Source organism: Burkholderia pyrrocinia (genome assembly GCF_018417535.1).
Taxonomy (GTDB): domain Bacteria; phylum Pseudomonadota; class Gammaproteobacteria; order Burkholderiales; family Burkholderiaceae; genus Burkholderia; species Burkholderia pyrrocinia_E.
On sequence record NZ_CP070979.1, the window covers coordinates 193,654 to 210,060 of the forward strand.

The following is a 16,407-nucleotide window of genomic DNA, read 5'->3' on the forward strand; positions in this document are numbered from 1 at the left end:
GGTGGCTACCGCGCGACGACGGATTGCCGGTACGCGACCTTCTCGTACGGCTGCACCGTACGCTGGCCGTCGGCGTCGAAGGCGATCGTGCCGGTCACGCCCGTATACGGCTGGCTGGCCGCGAGCGCCGCGCGCACCTTCGCCGGATCGGCCGATTGGGCACGATTGATCGCGGCGGCGGACAGCATCGTCGCGTCGTACGCGTAGCTGCCGAACGCCGAGCGCGGCGCCTCGTGGTAGGCGGCGCGATAGTCGGCCGCGTACGCGGCGGCACTTCCGCCGAGCGCCGCGACCTCCAGGCCGATCTGCCCCTGCGCGATCCGGGCGGGCGTGTCGCTCGTGCACATCGTCAGGTAGATCCCGTACCACGGCCGCTGGTTGAGGCGCATCTCGAACGCCTGCCGGTTCAGCGTCGCGGCTTCCTGTCCGTACGCGCTGTACACGTAGCCGTCGGGTTGCGCGCGCGATGCCTGTTCCAGCTCGCGCCGGTAGGTCGACTGGCCCTCGGTGTAGAGCACCGTCGAGACGATCGTGCCGCCGAGCGCCTCGAAGCGCTTCCTGAACTCGGCCGCGATGCCCTGGCCATAGCCGTTGTTCGGCGCGATCAGCGCGACGCGCCGCAGTTTGCGGTCGTACACATCCTGCGCGGCGAAGCGTGCGGACAGGTCGTCGAGCCCGATTGCGCTGAACGAGCCCGCGCCGATCTTGCGGACCTGCTGGCTCGATGAACCGATGTTGATGTGCACGTCGCCCTGACGCACGAGGAACTGCCCGACCGGAATCGTCACCGACGAAGAGAATTCGCCGAGCACGAGCGGCACGCGCTCGACCGTCGTCAGCTTGCGCGCGGCGTCGAGCGCCGTGTTCGCCGTGCCGCCCGAATCCTCGATTCGCACCTGCAGCTTCTGCCCGAGCACGCCGCCTTGCGCGTTGATCTTCGCGACCGCCAGCTCGATCCCGCGCCGCTGGTCCTCGCCGATCGACGCGCTTGCGCCTGTCAGCGGCAACACGGCGCCGACGCTGACGTCGGCGCGCGCAGGGAATGTCGCCCACGCGCCGAGCGCGACGCAGATCCCGAGACTCCAGCAACCCAGCTTCATTTTTGTTCTCCTGAATGCGTGTTGAATTGCGTTTGAAATACAGAAGTGTCGACAGAATCACAGAACAAAAATCGCTGGCAAACATTTTTTGAAGGGATGTTGCGACGTCCGTAAAATGCACCGATTTGTGCAAGGAAATGCCTTGTTTTAAAGCGTTAAATGCACAAACTCCGCGACGGTAAACACCAGCGTCGGGCATATGCGCCAGATTGGCGCGGCATCGAATATTTTTGAAAAAAGTGTATACAGTTATGAATATGGATGCTTAGAATTCAACCCACTCGATACGGAAAACGGAGGCGGTGCGATGGAGATCAAGCGATATGGCGCAGGCGAACGGATGAGCCAGCTCGTGGTCGCTGGCGGCTTCGCGTTCATTGCCGGACAGGTTGCCGACGACACCGCACTCGACGTCGCCGGCCAGACCCGCGAGATCCTCGACAAGATCGACCGGCTGCTCGACGGCGCGGGGCTCGACAAGCGCCGGATCGTGTCCGCGAACATCTGGCTTGCCGATCACCGGAGCTTTGCCGACATGAACCGGGTCTGGGACGCATGGGTGCCGCAGGGCGACGCGCCGGCGCGCGCATGCGTGGAGTCGGCGCTCGCGTTTCCCGAGTACACGGTTGAAATCGCGGCGATCGCCGCGTTCTAGCGGAGGCGAGCGATGAGGACGGTCGTGCTCGGAGGCGGCATCGTCGGTGTGACGACCGCATACTTTCTCGCGAAGGCGGGCGACGAGGTGGTAGTAGTCGACCGGCGCGACGGCGTCGCGCTCGAGACGAGCTTCGCGAACGCGGGGCTGATCGCGCCGGGGCATTCCTATACGTGGGCGTCGCCGCGCGCGCCGAAGATCCTGCTCAAGTCGCTGTTCTCGGACGGGCAGGCGCTGCGCCTCAAGTGGTCGCCGGACTGGCGGATGTGGGCGTGGTGCCGGCAGTTCCTGCAGAACTGCACGGCGGAGCGGTCGCGCCGGAACACGTCGATCAAGGTGCGGCTGTGCCGCTACGCGCAGCAGCAGCTTCAGTTCGCGACCCGCGACGAGGGGCTCGCGTACGACCGGATCAGCGGCGGGCTGCTGTACCTGTACCGGGATTCCGCGTCGTTCGAGCGCGGCATCGCGAACATGCGGATCCTGTCCGACAACGGCTTGCCGCTCGAGACGCTTGATCCGCGCGCGGTGATCGAGCGCGAGCCCGCGCTCGCCGGCGCGGCGGGCGAGATCGCGGGCGCGATCTACTGCCCGTCCGACGAGAGCGGCGACGCGCATCTGTTTACCCGCGCGCTCGCCGAGCGCTGCCGCGCGCTCGGCGTCGAGTTCCGCTTCGGCGCGACGATCGACGGCGTGCGCGCGGACGCGGACGCGGTGGACTACGTGCAGACGTCGCAGGGCCGCGTGAGCGGCGACCGCTACGTGCTCGCGCTCGGCGCGTACTCGCCGTTCGTCGCGCGCCGGCTCGGCTACCGGTTGCCGATCTATCCGGTGAAAGGCTACTCGGTCACGCTGCCGATCGACACGCGCCACGAGCCGCCGACGCTCGGCGGCGTCGAGGAAAACCAACTCGTCGCGTGGGCACGGTTCGGCGAGCGGCTGCGCCTGACCGCGACGGCCGAATTCGGCGGCTACGACACGACCCACACGCCCGCGGACTTCGCGCACATGCTGGCGACCGCGAAGGCGCTGTTTCCGAACGGCGCCGACTATACGAAACCGTCGTACTGGGCCGGGTTGCGGCCGATGACGCCGGAAGGCACGCCGATCATCGGCGCGACCCGGCATCGCAACCTGTTTCTCAATACCGGGCACGGCCACATGGGCTGGACGATGTCGTGCGGTACCGCGAAGATCGTCGCCGACCTGATCCACGGCCGGCACCCCGACATCGACATTACCGGGATGACACTCCAGTGAGCGAACTTCTTTCGACCCCCGTGCAGCACGGTGCCGGTTCGTACGCGCGCTTCGGCTTTTCGCTCGATGCGGGCATCGCGCGCCGCGCGGCGATCGGGCTCGTCGTGCTCGCGACCGACCATACGATCGAATACGAATGGCGGCGCGTGCTCGCGCTCGACGGCGTCGCGTTCTACGAGAGCCGGATCGCGAACTCCGCCGACATCACCGCGGAGACGCTCGCGCAGATGGACGGCGGGATCGCGGCGGCCGTCGAGCTGATCCGCCCCGGCGAGCGGCTCGACGTGGTTGCGTTCGGCTGCACGTCCGCGTCGATGGTGCTCGGCGAGGAGCGCGTGTTCGAGCGGATCCGCGAGGCGCGGCCGGGCGTCGCGTGCACGACGCCGATCACCGCGGCGCGGGTCGCGCTCGGCGCGCTGGGCGCGCGCGGCGTCGCGCTTCTCACGCCGTACCAGCGCTCGATCAACGAAGCGATGGCGGCCTACCTGCGCGCGCGCGGCGTCGACGTCGTGCGCGCGGGCTCGTTCGAGCACCGCGACGACAACGAGGTGGCGCGGATCGACCGCGCATCGATCGAGCGCGCGGTGCTCGCGCTGGCCGCCGATCCGGCGGTGGACGCGGTGTTCGTGTCGTGCACGAGCCTTCGGCTCGTCGACGCGCTCACGGAGATCGAGGCGCGCGCCGGCAAGCCGGTGTTGTCGAGCAATCACGCGCTCGCGTGGCATGCGCTGCGGCTCGCCGGCGTCGACGATCCGGTGCCGGGCTTCGGGCGCCTGCTGATGCGATGACCGATAGCCGCACGAGAGGCGTCCGCAGGCCGGTCCATGGCCGATAATGACGGTCGCCGACAGACGAAGGAGGAGGCGAGATGGTAGCGAATTCCGTGCTTGGCGGCCGCGACGCGCTGGCGCCCAGGCGCGCGGGCCTCACGGTCAACGAGATTTACGAGCAACTGAAGCAGATGGCCGTGCTGTATACGATCCGGCCGGGCGAGCGGGTCAACGAGCTTGAACTGGCGGAACGGTTCGACGTCAGCCGCACGCCGATCCGGGAGGCGCTGAACCGTCTCGTCGCAGAGAACCTGCTGGTCTTCGTGCCGAATCGCGGATTCTTCATCCGCCAACTGGAAGGGAAAGACGTGTTCGATCTCTTTGAGCTGAGGCGTTCGATCGAGTCGACCGCGGTGATGCTCGCGTGCGAGCGGGCGTCCGACAACGATATCAAGACACTGCGCCGCTTCTGGCGGCAGGTGATGAAGAGCGCGCCGCGGATGCCGTCGTCGGAGCTCGTCCTGAAGGACGAACTGTTTCACCTGGAGCTTGCCGCGCTGTCGGGCAATGCGGAGATCGGGCGCGTACTGCAGGGAATCAACGCGCGGATTCACTACGTGCGATGGGTCGACGTCGACCAGCGGCGCGACGCGGCCTTCACCGAGCATCTGGAGATCCTCGACGCGCTCGCCGCGCGGGACACCGAACGATGCGTCGCGTTGACCGACACGCACATCCGCTGGCGGATGGAGGAAATCACGCGCGTCGTGGCGGCGAGCGTCGTCAAGCTGTACGCGAAATAACGGGCGGTCCGCGGCGCACGCGCGCCCGGCGAGACCGCGCCGACGAGACGCAAGGCAAAGGAGGACGGGCCGCCCGCCTGCCGGTGCGGCACATCGCCACGCTTTCGTTACGAGGTGCCGTCATGAAACATGGCACGCTGGTCACGCTGTACAAGCCGTCCGCGGCGCAGATCGAACATCTGCTGGGCCTGCCCGCGCACAGTCCGGCCGTCGTCGCGGTCGATAACTCGCCCGTCGTCGATCGCGAGCTGCACGCGCGGCTCGCCGCGCACGGCGTCGACGTGGTCGCGAACCACAACCGCGGCGGGATCGCAGGCGCGTTCAACGCCGGTATGGAGTTTCTCATTCGCCGCGGCTGCGACGTGTTCTTCATCTTCGACCAGGATTCGACCGTGCCCGCCGATTACTTCGAGCGGATGCTCACGGGATGCGCGACGGTCGGGGATACGCGCTTCCTGGTCGGGCCGCGCATCTTCAACCGCAACTTCCGGCGCAACCTGCCGCTCTTCACCGTGCGCCGCTGGTCTGCGCGGATCACGCCGATCGGCGACGGCGCGCGCGGCTTGCTGCCGTGCTCGGTGATCATCTCGTCCGGCACCGCGATCTCGCTCGGCGCGTATCGCGCGCTCGGCCGGTTTCGCGAGGATTTCTTCATCGATCATGTCGACGCCGAGTACTGCATGCGCGCGCAGGCGAACGGCGTGCCGGTGTGCGTGAATGCGGACGTGTCGCTGCCGCACGAACTCGGCAGTCCGTCGGCCCGGCAGCACTGGCCGCGCGTCGAGATCTTCGATCAGAGCGCGCTGCGCCATTACTACGCAGCCCGCAACTGCATCCTGGTCGCACGCGACTACTGGCGCCGCTATCCGGCCATGCTGCTGATCAACCTGATCACGCTGAAGCACGTCGCGTTCATCCTGCTGCATGCGCGCGACAAGCGAACCAAGCTGCACGCGATTCTGTGCGGCGTGACGGACGGGCTGCGCGGCCGGTACGGCCGGGTCTGACCGACTCGCGACGACGTGCGGAATCGCGTTTCATCATTTTTGCACTCCTAAATGAAGTGAGGCCGACAAGATGATTCATGACACGCAGGCAGCTCGCCGCTATACGGGCGCGTTTTCCGTCGCGCCGACCATTTTCACCGAATCGGGCGAACTGGACCTGGAAGGACAGATGCGTTGCGTCGACTTCATCATCGACGCGGGCGCAGACGGGATGTGCATCCTCGCGAACTACTCGGAGCAGTTCTCGCTGTCCGACGACGAGCGCGAGCGGCTCACCGGGATGATCCTCGAGCACGTCGCGGGCCGGGTGCCCGTGATCGTGACGACGACCCATTTCAATCCGGTGATCTGCGCGGCACGCAGCCGGGCCGCACAGGCAGCCGGCGCGGCGATGGTGATGATCATGCCGCCGTATCACGGCGCGACGATACGCTGCGGCGAGGCGGCGATCGGCGCGTTCTTCTCGGAGGTCTCCGATGCGATCGACATCCCGATCATGTACCAGGACGCGCCGATGAGCGGCACACAGGTATCGGCGGCGTTCCTCGCGCGGCTCGCGCGCACGATTCCGAACCTGCGCTATTTCAAGATCGAGGTGCCGCAGTCGGCGGCGAAGCTGCGCGAGCTGATCGCGCTCGGTGGCGACGCGATCGAGGGGCCGTGGGACGGCGAGGAAGCGATCACGCTGCTCGCCGATCTCGACGCGGGCGCAACGGGCAGCATCCTCGGCGGCGGCTACCCGGACGGGCTGCAGCCGATTCTGGCCGCCTATCGAGCGGGCCGGCGCGACGAGGCGATGGCCCGCTACGAGAAGTGGCTGCCGCTCATCAACTTCGAAAACCGGCAGGCCGGATTGCTCGCCTGCAAGGCGCTGATGAAGGAGGGCGGCGTGATCGCGTCGGACGCGCCACGGCGCCCGCTGATGCCGCTGCACCCGGAGACGCGCGCGGGCCTCGTCGAGATCGCGCGGCGGCTCGACGCGCTCGTGCTGCGCTGGGCGCGCTGACACGCGCGTATTTTTCTTCTTTCCGATCGAGGAACGTCCCGATGAGCATGCCCACGATACGACACATCCGCGCACTGACGGTGCGCGGCGGCGGCGCCGACTACCACGACCAGGGCGCGGATCACTGGATCGACGATCACATCGCGACGCCGATGGCGCGTTACCCGGAATACCGGCAGAGCCGGCAGTCGTTCGGCATCAACGTGCTCGGCACACTCGTGATCGAGATCGAGGCGAGCGACGGCACGGTCGGTTTCGCGGTGACGACGGGCGGCGAGATCGGCGCGTTCGTCGTCGAGCGTCATCTGGCGCGCTTCATCGAAGGGCAGCGCGTGACCGACATCGAGAAGATGTGGGATCAGATGTTCTACGCAACGCTCTATTACGGGCGCAAGGGCGTGGTGCTGAACGCGATCTCCGGCGTCGATCTCGCGTTGTGGGACCTGCTCGGCAAGGTGCGCGGCGAGCCGGTACACCAGTTGCTCGGCGGCAAGGTGCGCGACGAACTGCAGTTCTATGCGACGGGGGCGCGGCCGGATCTCGCGAAGGAAATGGGGTTCATCGGCGGCAAGCTGCCGCTGCATCATGGCCCGGCGGAGGGCGACGACGGCTTGCGCCGCAACCTCGACGCGCTGGCGACGATGCGCGATCGCGTCGGCGCGGATTTCTGGCTGATGCTCGACTGCTGGATGAGCCTCGACGTGCGCTATGCAACCCGGCTCGCGCACGAGGCGCGCGCTTACGGGCTCAAGTGGATCGAGGAGTGCCTGCCGCCCGACGACTACTGGGGCTACGCGCAGTTGCGCCGCGCGGCGCCGCCCGATCTGCTCGTGACGACGGGCGAGCACGAGGCGACCCGCTGGGGCTTCCGGATGCTGCTCGAGATGGGCTGCTGCGACATCATCCAGCCCGACGTCGGCTGGTGCGGCGGCCTGACCGAACTCGTCCGCATTTCGGCGCTCGCCGACGCGTACGGCGTGCTCGTCGTGCCGCACGGCTCGTCGGTCTACAGCTATCACTTCGTGACGACGCGGCACAACAGCCCGTTCGCGGAATTCCTGATGATGGCGCCGCAGGCGGATCGCGTCGTGCCGATGTTCGATCCGCTGCTGCTCGACGAACCGGTGCCGACGGGCGGACGGATGAAGGTGCCGGATACGCCCGGCTTCGGCGTGCGGCTCAATCCGGCCGTGCGCACCGAACGGCCCTACACGCACTGAGCCGCCGCGATGAAACTGCTCGAGAACAAGGTCGTCGTCGTCACCGGCGGCTCGCGCGGCATCGGCCGGGCGATCGCGCTCGCGTGTGCGCGGCATGGCGCCGACGTCGTCGTCAATTACTGGGCCAACCCGTTGCTGCCGGCGCAGTCGGATCACGCGCTCGACGCGCTGATCGACGACATCAGCGCGACCGGCCGGCGCGCGCTCGCCGTGCCGGGCGACATCGCGCGGCCGGACACCGCAGACGAGCTGGTCGCGCGGGCCGTCGATGTGTTCGGCCGGATCGACGTGCTGGCGAGCAATGCGGGGATCTGTCCGTTCCATGCATTCCTCGATCTGCCCGCCGACCTGCTGCGACGCACGATGGAGGTCAACCTGCACGGCGCGTTTCACGTGACCCAGGCGGTCGCGCGCCGAATGGCCGCGCAGGGCGACGGCGGCGCGATCGTCGCGACGAGTTCGATCAGCGCGCTCGTCGGTGGCGGCATGCAGACGCACTACACGCCGACGAAGGCCGGCGTGCACGCGCTGATGCAGTCGTGCGCGGTCGCGCTCGGCCCGCACCGGATCCGCTGCAATTCCGTGCTGCCGGGCACGATCCGCACCGAGATCAACGAAGCGGATCTCGCGGCGCCCGGCAAGGCCGAGTACTTCGAGCAGCGAATTCCGCTCGGCCGCCTCGGCGAGCCTGACGACGTCGCGGACTGCGTGGTGTTCCTCGCGTCGGACCTGGCGCGCTACGTCAACGGCGCGGCACTTCTCGTCGACGGCGGCCTCTACGTGAACCTGCAATGACGGGGACGGACATGGAAACGATCGCTTTCCGGATGCGGCTGCATCCCGGGCAGAAGGACGAGTACCGGCGGCGCCACGATGCGATATGGCCGGAGCTGGCCGACGCGCTGCGCGCGGCCGGCATGGCCGATTACTGGATCTTTCTCGACGACGAAACGGATTGCCTGTTCGCCGTCTTGAAACGCCCGGCCGGGCACCGGATGGCCGAACTCGCGCGGGCCGACGTGATGCGCCGGTGGTGGGCGTACATGGCCGACCTGATGGCAACGGACGGGGACGGGCGGCCGCTCGAAAAACATCTGGAACCGATGTTCCATCTGGCGTGATCGCAGGGAGGCGCAATGCAGGTCGTCGATCCACATGTGCATTTCTGGGATGCCGATGCGTTGAGCTACGGCTGGCTCGACCGCGCGCAACCGGCGTTTTCCGGGCCGGTGGCGGCGCTGCCGCGCGCATACGGTCCGGCCGACCTGCGCGCGGACGCTGGCGGGATCGACATCCTGAAAGTCGTGCACGTCGAAGCGATCCATGACGCGTGGACAACGCCGAGCGAGGTCGAATGGCTGCAGGCGCTAGCCGACACGCCGGCGAGCGACGGCATGCCCGAGGGCATTGTCGCGGGCGTCGACCTGTCGCGTGCCGACGCGCCTGCGAGGCTCGAGGCGGCCGCCGCCTGCGCGAACGTGCGCGGCATTCGCCAGGTACTGAATCGCCACGCGAACCCCTGGTACAACTATGTCGATCGCGACTATCTCGACGATCCGGGCTGGCGCGACCATTTCGGGTGGCTCGCACGGCTCGGGCTGTCGTTCGACCTCCAGCTCTATCCGTCCCAGGTCGGGGCCGCGCTGGCGCTGGTCGACGCGCATCCGGACACGGTCTTCATCGTCAATCACGCGGGCATGTTCGTCGACCGCGACAGCGTGCACGGCTACCGCGCGTGGCGCGCCGGGCTGCACGGGCTCGCCACGCGCGAGAACGTCGTGCTCAAGCTGAGCGGGCTTGCGATGTTCGATCACCGGTGGACGGTCGAGAGCTTTCGGCCATATGTGCTCGAGGGAATCGACGCGTTCGGCGCCGCGCGATGCATGTTCGCGTCGAATTTTCCGATCGACCGGCTGCATGCCGGGTATCCGGCGCTCTGGCGAGCGTATTCGGAAATCATCGCAGGGGCGAGCGATGTGGAGAGGCAGGCGCTGTTTGTTGGCAATGCAGAGCGGATTTATCGCATCTGATACGCCTGCACGCGGACGACTACGAAGTCGACGCGTATCGCCGCGATCGCGTCGTACTCGAGTCAGGTGTCGCGGCGTGGGTTTGCGTAGACGCCGGTTCGCTGCGCCCGGGCTGAATCCGGTGCGCGGGCGGGATCCACGATGCCGCGTTTGCGCCCGCTAGTCGTTGCGCAGGAACACGACGTAGCCGCGGAACCACGGATTCGCCGCGAGGTAGGGCGGTGCATCCCACTCGCCGCCCTGGATCACGCCGATGCGAAACGGCAGTTGCAGCCGCGCGACGCGCGGCAGGTAGGCCGCGTAGTCTGGGATCGTGTTGCGTCCCTGGTAGGTCTGCACGACCACTTCGTCGACGATGCCCCTGAGCTGGTTGACCTGGTCGGTATCGATGCGGCTGCTCCAGTCGAGCAGCCCCGTGATGCTCAGCCGGCAATCGGCGGGCAGGGTTTCGCGCAGCGTGCGCAGGAATTCGAGGTAATCCTGCAGATGGCGCGTCCGCGCATCGAAGTCGATCTGGATGCCCGTGATCGCTCGGCCCGACGCGCGCCAGCGCTGGAGCTGCGCCAGCATGATCTGCGTGACGCGCGGCGTCCAGCGCAGCGTATGCGCACGATAGACGAGCCAGACGCGTGCGTCGGGCGCGGGCGGCAGCGCGACACCCTGCGCGATGACGCGTACCTGTGATTCGTCGCGCGGCGACGCTTCGATCTGCCCTTGCAGCACGTAGACGGCGCGCGCGCCGCGTACGACCGCCTGCGGCTTCACGCCGGCCCACAGCCAGAACGCGTCGTACTGCGCGGCATCGACGGTGCCGGCCAGCGCGACGCGTCCGGCCAGCAGCAGCGCGATACACGCGATACGCCTCATTCGGCGCTTACCAGTAGTAGCGGAGTTTCTGCGCCCACGGGCTGCCCGGATAGGTGGCCTTCAGCGTGTCGAACCAGCGCTTGCGCGTGTTCTTCGGCACGTCCTTGCCGCCGCATTCGTTATAGCCGCCCGGCGCATAGCACTTGATCGCGCGGTAGAACGCGTATGCGCGGTCGTTCGGGTTTGCTTGCGCATCGGCCATCACGGTCACGTAGCTCGACATCCGCTCGTACGGCTTGCCCGCGAACTGCGATGGCGAGGCGCCGAGCGTCGGCGGTATGCGCGTTGCGCTTGCCGCCGACGCGTTGCGCATCCACGGCGGCGCCGGATCGCCTTCGAGCCCGAGCGCGGGCGGATGCAGGCGCACGAAATCGGCGAGGCAGTTCAGCCCTTTCGCATCGCCGGGATTCTGCTGGAGCGCCGCGGCGATGTCGCGCGCGGACAGGCATGCATAGCCTTCTTCGTTCTTCGCACCGGCCGCGGTGAACGGCTTCAACGGATCGGCAGGCGTGCCGGACACCAGCGCGGCGTCGGCGATGAAGTCCGCGTAGTGCGAGCGCGTGAGCTCCTTGTACAGCAGCGTGTACAGCGCGGTGTCGCGCAGCGCGCTGCCGGTCGCCTGGTTCTGCGCCTGCGCGCGCAGCAGGTCGGCATTGGCCGTGCGCTGCAGCAAGATCGCCCGGATCGCGGCGTTCTGCACGGGCGAATCGTCGGCGAACACGTCGTTGACGAGCCCGGCCTGTTCCAGGTTGATCGCGAGCGCGAGTTCCAGCGCCTCGCGCTGGAAGCGGAGCTTCGCGAGCGGGATCAGGTCGCGCCACAGCTGGCGGGCCTTGTCGGTCTGGCCGCTGTCCTCCAGCGCGAACGCGCGCAGCGCCTGCTGGCTCAGGCCGAAGTAGTCGAGCGGCACGGCGGGCGTCTGCGGCAGCAATTCGAGGGCGGCATCCGGCTTGTGCCCGATCTGGACATACCAGGTCGCGAGCAGGTAGTCGTAGAGCGCGGGCGCGTTCGCGAAGCGCGGCTTCTGCGCCTGCAGGTCGTCCAGCGTCAGCGGCTTGCCGCGGCTCGAATTGCTGCTGTCCGACGTACGCATGCGCAGCAGGTCGACGGTTGCGAGCACGGTCGGCGACTGGATCTGGCGCGCGTCGAGTTCCGACCCGAACAGCAGCTTGCTGTCGAGTTCGTTCGCCAGTTGCATCAGCGGCACGTTCGACGCCTTCGGCGACCAGCGCGCGAGCGCGTTGCCGTACAGGTCGGCCTGCTGCGTGACGTTCCCGCCGAGCCACGCAACCCGCCGCAACAGCCCGGACGCGGACACCGCGTAGCGTCCCTGCGGATACACCTTCAGGTAGGTGCGGAACACCGTATTCGCGGCGTCGAGCGAGACCTTCGTCACGCGTGCGCGCGACGGGGTCGGGCTGTCGTTGTCGAACACGTTGGCCTGCGCGGCGTTCAGCTGCGCGCGCCCGACCATGTAGAGCCCGGTCTCCTTCAGCCACGGGTTCGCGCTGTGCGATGCGTTCGCGAACGCCTTGGTCGCGGTGAGGAAGTCGGCGCGGTAGAACGCGTTCGTGCCGTCGAGGTAGGCCGCGAGCTGCTGGCCGAGCGGCGATTTGACCGGCGGCTTCGTCCACGCGGCGTTCGCGCCGCCCGCGGCACAGGTATTCTGCGCGATGTCGGTGCGCGCTGCGCGCAGGCGTGCGGCTTCGTCGGCGGGGACGCCCGCGCCGTTCAGTGCGTCGTTGAACGCATCGGCGCCGGCGTTCATGCTGCGGCAGATGCTGCCTTCGCCGTCGGCATACCGATTCGACGGCGCATCGGCATCCGCCGCGCCGCCGGTCTTGTCGGGCTGCTTCTGGCCGATGTCGATCCACCCGGAAAAGTCGAGCGGGAACGGCACGATGATCTGGTTGATCCGGTCCTTCGCCGGGATGGTCTTCGGGTCCGGAAACACCTGCGCGACCTTGGCGCTGTCGACCATCATCAGCATCGCGTTGATGCGCGTGTCGTTGGCGGGGCTCAGCATCGGCACGTTGCTGCACGAGTACGTATTCTGCCGGAGCGTGGCCGGCGCGTAGCAAGTGTCGTCCGAGCTGGCATGAGCGCCGGGGATCCAGAGCAGGCTGGCCGCCAGCGCGGCGAACAGGTTTCGTTGCAGCAATGGGTTTCTTGGCATTTTTCTTGTGCTGGGGTGGGGCCGCGACGGCCGGGTCTCTCAGGGGGCGTCGTGCCCCGGCGCGTATCGTACCTCATGGGCGGGACGGATGGCGCCGCCGCACGCGTGCCGGCCAGTCGCGGCGATTGCCGGGCCGGCGAAATGGAAGTCCACTCAGTGTAGACGCAACGCCACCTTGAATCCGGATCGTCTGAATTAAGATTCAGCCGGCAGTGACGGACATCCGGCGATAGACGGTGCATCGTCGTCATCGCTGTCCGATGGGGCGGTCTGCCGAAAGCGGCGTTCGCGTCGACCCGCACGCCGGAATCGAGCATGACGGAGAGGCGAACCGGTGCCGCTTTTCATGCCTGTTAAATAGTATTGCTTATCAATAACAACGCCGATGCGAAGCGTCGTTCCGGCGAACGGCAGACGAGCATGCGCCGGCAAACGAAAACAAGAGGATTCCGATGAAACCCATTACATGGATGGTCATGGCAGCCGTTCTCGCGCTGACCGCGTGCGGCGGCGACGACGTCGCCACGAACGGCGGCGCGTCGTTGTCGACGCCGAACAATCCCGGTTCGCCTTCCGGTCCGACCTCGCCCGGCGGCGGTTCGAATGGCGGCCCGACGGGGGGCGGGACCGCGCAGCCGCAGGCCGGCTGGTCGCCGGCCGCTGCGGTGGACGGCAAGGGGCCGGAGGGCGAGCCCAGCGTGACGATCGACGCGAGCGGCAACGCGCTTGCCACCTGGATGACCAATGGCCCGGCCGGCGCGAACGGCAACGAGATGTGGGGCGCGCGCTATGTCCCGGGTTCGGGCTGGGCAAGTGCGACGCGGCTCGACACGGGCGACGGTTCGCATTCGATGAACGGGCTGAGCGGGGTTCAGCCGCAACTGGTCGGTAACGCGAGCGGACAGGCGGTCGCGTTCTGGACCGAATGGATGCCGGGCCCCAACACGTACGCGCTGTGGGCGCGCCCGTACAGCCCGAGTACCGGATGGGGCGCGGCGTTCGAACTGGCGCCGGATATGGCGGGCTCGTCCTATACGGCCGGGATCGACAGCCAGGGCAACGCGCTCGTCGCATGGACGCAGTCGATCAGCGTGCTCGATACGCGTATCGCGTGGACGCGCTATACGCAGGCCGGACAGTGGTCGCCGACGGCGCTGATTCAGATGCCGGTGCAGACTGGCCCGGGCGCCGTGACCGGCGATACCGACAACGTGCGGCCGATGATTTCGGTCCTGTCGTCCGGCCGGGCGGTGCTGGCGTGGAGGCAGACCAACCATACGAAGTCGGCGCTCTGGACCGCGACATACGACGCAGCCAACGGCTGGGCCGACGTCAATCAGGCCGTGTCGAACACGAGCCTGTTCACGACGATCATTTCGCCGGTGGCCGGCATGGACGCGAAGGGCAACATCACGCTGGTCTGGGGGCAAATCGACGTGACGGGCGGCAAGATCTTCACCGCCACGATGGCGCAACGCTATGTGCCCGGAACCGGGTGGCAGCCCGCGCAGCCCGTGGCGCCCGCGCTTGCGGAGCCGACGGGTTTCGTCGCGACGCCGATGCTGACCGTCAACGAAAACGGCGTGGCTGCCGCGATGTGGGCGGAAGGGGGCGCGGTCCTGCAGGCGAGCGTGTCCGATGCCGGCGGAAACTGGGGGCCGCTGCAGCGACTGACGGAACACCTGAACGGGGCGGCAGCGCAGTACCCGCCGCTGGTGATCGACGCGGCCGGCAACGTGACGGCCGCGTGGCAGGACACGGGCATGCCGGGCGCGTCGGCAGTCGTTGCGGCCAGCTACCGGAACGGCGCGTGGAGTGCGTCGACGCTGGCGGCGCAGAGTGCGTCGTGGCCGGCGCTCGCCGTCAACGCGACGGGGGCGATGGCGCTCGTCTGGCAATCGTATGTCGCGAGTGTCGGCAGCCAGCTGCAGGCCAGTTTTTATACCCCGGGCTCGTAACCGTTTCGCGTCGGGAAATCGAAGGAGAAGTCATGAAGAAGACCTTGCATTGCACCGTCAGGACCACGCTGGGCATCGCGGTCGCCGGCCTCGTGTTGGCCGCGTGCGGCACGACGCAGATGAACATGATCGACGTCCAGACGTCGACCGCGAAGACGCTGGGGCTGGCGTCGTCGGACGAGATCGCCGTCGCCAACGTGCAGTACGGGAAGAAGGACGGGCTGGGCGGCCAGAAGGTGAGTTACGACGCGACGACCGGCAAGGGGCGGCGTTTCGGCTGTACGGTGTTCAGGATTCCGGGGCTCACGCCGATCGATCGGCCGACGTACAACAACTGGGAATGCCATCCGCAGCGCTGATGGCCGCGACGACGACGCCCGACGCCGGGCGTCCGCTTGGATGGACGGTATGCCGCGTCGGCCTTGCGCTGGCGCAATTTGGTCCGAATAATCGACGAACCGATTCATCCTTTCCCGTCGGCTCGATAAAAAAACTGTCATGGATCAAGCGGCATTCGTCCCTGTTTTCAAGTTTCGCACGATCGACTACCCCGAACCGGACCGGTTCCACGTCTGGGTCAAGGACATGCTGTGCGACTACCGGCTCGATGACGACGGCGGCCACGGCGCGTTCGACGCGGAAGCGAGCGGCGCGGCGCTCGGCCCGTTGATCCTGTCGGGGCGGCACTGGCGCTCGCGCGCGCCGATCTATACGGTCCACCGCACCACGCGGCGGATCCGGCTCGACGGACAGGATTCGATCCGCTTCACGCTGCTGCTCGGCGGACGAGTCGCGAGCCGCATCGGCGGGCCCGAACTGGTCAAGGGCGCCGGCGACCTGTTCGTCTACGACGTCGCACAGATCAACGATTGCAAGGTCGACGCCGGCGACGTGATCAGCCTGGTCGTACCGAGATACCTGCTGCCGAGTCACGCGGCGCAGTGGCACGGCCAGACGCTGACGAGCGGCGTGGGCCGCCTGCTCGGCGACCAGATGCTGTCGCTGTTCCGGAACTTGCCGAACCTGCGCCTCCACGAGGTGCCGAGCATCGTGCAGTCGATGTTGCTGCTGCTGGCCGCGGCGGTGTCGCCGACCGCGCAGGCGCTGCACGACGCGCGCGGCCCGATCGACACCGCGCTGGTCGAGCGGGTCCGGCGCTATATCGACACGCATCTGCTGGAGCCCGACCTCACGCCCGACCGGATTTGCCGCGACATCGGCGTGTCGCGAGCGCGGCTTTATCAGTTGTTCAAGGAAGAGGGCGGCGTGATGCGGCAGATCACGCGCAGGCGGCTGCGTCACGCGTACCACGTGCTGGGCGATCCGCAGCGCAGGCATCAGCGCATCGCGGAAATTGCGTGGGCGCACGGCTTTCCCGACGAGAAATATTTCCACCGGCTGTTCAAGGCGGAGTTCGGCCATACGCCGAAGGAAACGCTCGAGTGTTCGGCCGCGCCGGTTCTGCTGCCTTGCGACGCGGCCGACGGTCGATGGGCCGACGGCAGCCGGCTGGCGGGGTGGACGCTACCGTTCGGCGTGCTCACCAACTGAGCGGGCG

At 67.7% G+C, this 16,407-nt stretch carries 16 protein-coding genes; 13 read left to right on the forward strand and 3 right to left on the reverse strand.

Translation table 11 applies throughout. The features are described 5' to 3' along the window. Nucleotides 1-5: 5 nt before the first annotated feature. Nucleotides 6-1,100 carry an ABC transporter substrate-binding protein gene (locus tag JYG32_RS33830; RefSeq protein WP_213268003.1) on the reverse strand — a complete coding sequence of 365 codons (1,095 nt, stop codon included), beginning with the start codon at nt 1,098-1,100 and terminating at the stop codon, nt 6-8. A 307-nt stretch (nt 1,101-1,407) separates the two neighbouring features. Between JYG32_RS33830 and JYG32_RS33835 the strand changes: the two genes are divergently transcribed. The 10 genes from JYG32_RS33835 to JYG32_RS33880 all read left to right on the forward strand — a co-directional run bounded on the left by JYG32_RS33835 (nt 1,408) and on the right by JYG32_RS33880 (nt 9,848). Further along, complete coding sequence (locus tag JYG32_RS33835; protein WP_174378949.1) at nt 1,408-1,755, forward strand: RidA family protein; 348 nt, start codon at nt 1,408-1,410, stop codon at nt 1,753-1,755. Between the two features lie 12 nt (nt 1,756-1,767). After that, nucleotides 1,768-3,012, forward strand: coding sequence for a D-amino acid dehydrogenase (locus JYG32_RS33840; RefSeq protein ID WP_213268004.1), 1,245 nt, complete (start codon nt 1,768-1,770; stop codon nt 3,010-3,012). Beyond that, nucleotides 3,009-3,800: a maleate cis-trans isomerase family protein gene (locus tag JYG32_RS33845; RefSeq protein WP_213268005.1), complete on the forward strand. Its 792-nt coding sequence runs from the start codon at nt 3,009-3,011 to the stop codon at nt 3,798-3,800. The genes JYG32_RS33840 and JYG32_RS33845 overlap by 4 nt, the downstream gene beginning before the upstream one ends. 80 nt (nt 3,801-3,880) lie before the next feature. After that, the gene (locus JYG32_RS33850; RefSeq protein WP_174383135.1) at nt 3,881-4,585 is read left to right on the forward strand and encodes a GntR family transcriptional regulator; all 705 of its coding nucleotides are present in this window, start codon (nt 3,881-3,883) and stop codon (nt 4,583-4,585) included. A 122-nt stretch (nt 4,586-4,707) separates the two neighbouring features. After that, nucleotides 4,708-5,592: a glycosyltransferase family 2 protein gene (locus JYG32_RS33855; protein ID WP_213268006.1), complete on the forward strand. Its 885-nt coding sequence runs from the start codon at nt 4,708-4,710 to the stop codon at nt 5,590-5,592. A 70-nt stretch (nt 5,593-5,662) separates the two neighbouring features. Continuing rightward, nucleotides 5,663-6,598 (forward strand): dihydrodipicolinate synthase family protein, encoded by a 936-nt coding sequence (locus JYG32_RS33860; RefSeq protein WP_213268007.1) that lies wholly within the window; start codon nt 5,663-5,665, stop codon nt 6,596-6,598. A 41-nt stretch (nt 6,599-6,639) separates the two neighbouring features. After that, a complete protein-coding gene (gene rhmD, locus JYG32_RS33865; RefSeq protein ID WP_213268008.1) occupies nt 6,640-7,818 on the forward strand; it encodes an L-rhamnonate dehydratase in 1,179 nt (392 codons plus the stop codon). Between the two features lie 9 nt (nt 7,819-7,827). Further along, nucleotides 7,828-8,613 carry an SDR family NAD(P)-dependent oxidoreductase gene (locus tag JYG32_RS33870; protein ID WP_174383138.1) on the forward strand — a complete coding sequence of 262 codons (786 nt, stop codon included), beginning with the start codon at nt 7,828-7,830 and terminating at the stop codon, nt 8,611-8,613. Between the two features lie 11 nt (nt 8,614-8,624). Continuing rightward, complete coding sequence (rhaM, locus tag JYG32_RS33875; RefSeq protein ID WP_174383139.1) at nt 8,625-8,939, forward strand: L-rhamnose mutarotase; 315 nt, start codon at nt 8,625-8,627, stop codon at nt 8,937-8,939. A 15-nt stretch (nt 8,940-8,954) separates the two neighbouring features. Further along, the gene (locus JYG32_RS33880) at nt 8,955-9,848 is read left to right on the forward strand and encodes an amidohydrolase family protein (RefSeq protein WP_174383140.1); all 894 of its coding nucleotides are present in this window, start codon (nt 8,955-8,957) and stop codon (nt 9,846-9,848) included. A 159-nt stretch (nt 9,849-10,007) separates the two neighbouring features. On the opposite strand, the gene JYG32_RS33885 is transcribed toward JYG32_RS33880, so the two are convergent. Together JYG32_RS33885 and JYG32_RS33890 are read right to left on the reverse strand one after the other, a co-directional pair. Next, a complete protein-coding gene (locus JYG32_RS33885) occupies nt 10,008-10,715 on the reverse strand; it encodes a DUF3142 domain-containing protein (RefSeq protein WP_213268009.1) in 708 nt (235 codons plus the stop codon). 7 nt (nt 10,716-10,722) lie between these two features. Then, a complete protein-coding gene (locus tag JYG32_RS33890; protein ID WP_213268010.1) occupies nt 10,723-12,891 on the reverse strand; it encodes a hypothetical protein in 2,169 nt (722 codons plus the stop codon). Nucleotides 12,892-13,343: 452 nt separating this feature from the next. Here JYG32_RS33890 and JYG32_RS33895 point away from each other — a divergent pair, with 452 nt between their 5' ends. The 3 genes from JYG32_RS33895 to JYG32_RS33905 all read left to right on the forward strand — a co-directional run bounded on the left by JYG32_RS33895 (nt 13,344) and on the right by JYG32_RS33905 (nt 16,400). Then, entirely contained in the window at nt 13,344-14,849 is a 1,506-nt protein-coding gene (locus JYG32_RS33895; protein WP_213268011.1) for a hypothetical protein, read from the forward strand. Between the two features lie 32 nt (nt 14,850-14,881). Beyond that, nucleotides 14,882-15,208 (forward strand): hypothetical protein, encoded by a 327-nt coding sequence (locus JYG32_RS33900; protein ID WP_213268012.1) that lies wholly within the window; start codon nt 14,882-14,884, stop codon nt 15,206-15,208. Nucleotides 15,209-15,347: 139 nt separating this feature from the next. After that, a complete protein-coding gene (locus tag JYG32_RS33905; protein ID WP_213268013.1) occupies nt 15,348-16,400 on the forward strand; it encodes a helix-turn-helix domain-containing protein in 1,053 nt (350 codons plus the stop codon). Nucleotides 16,401-16,407: the final 7 nt, after the last annotated feature.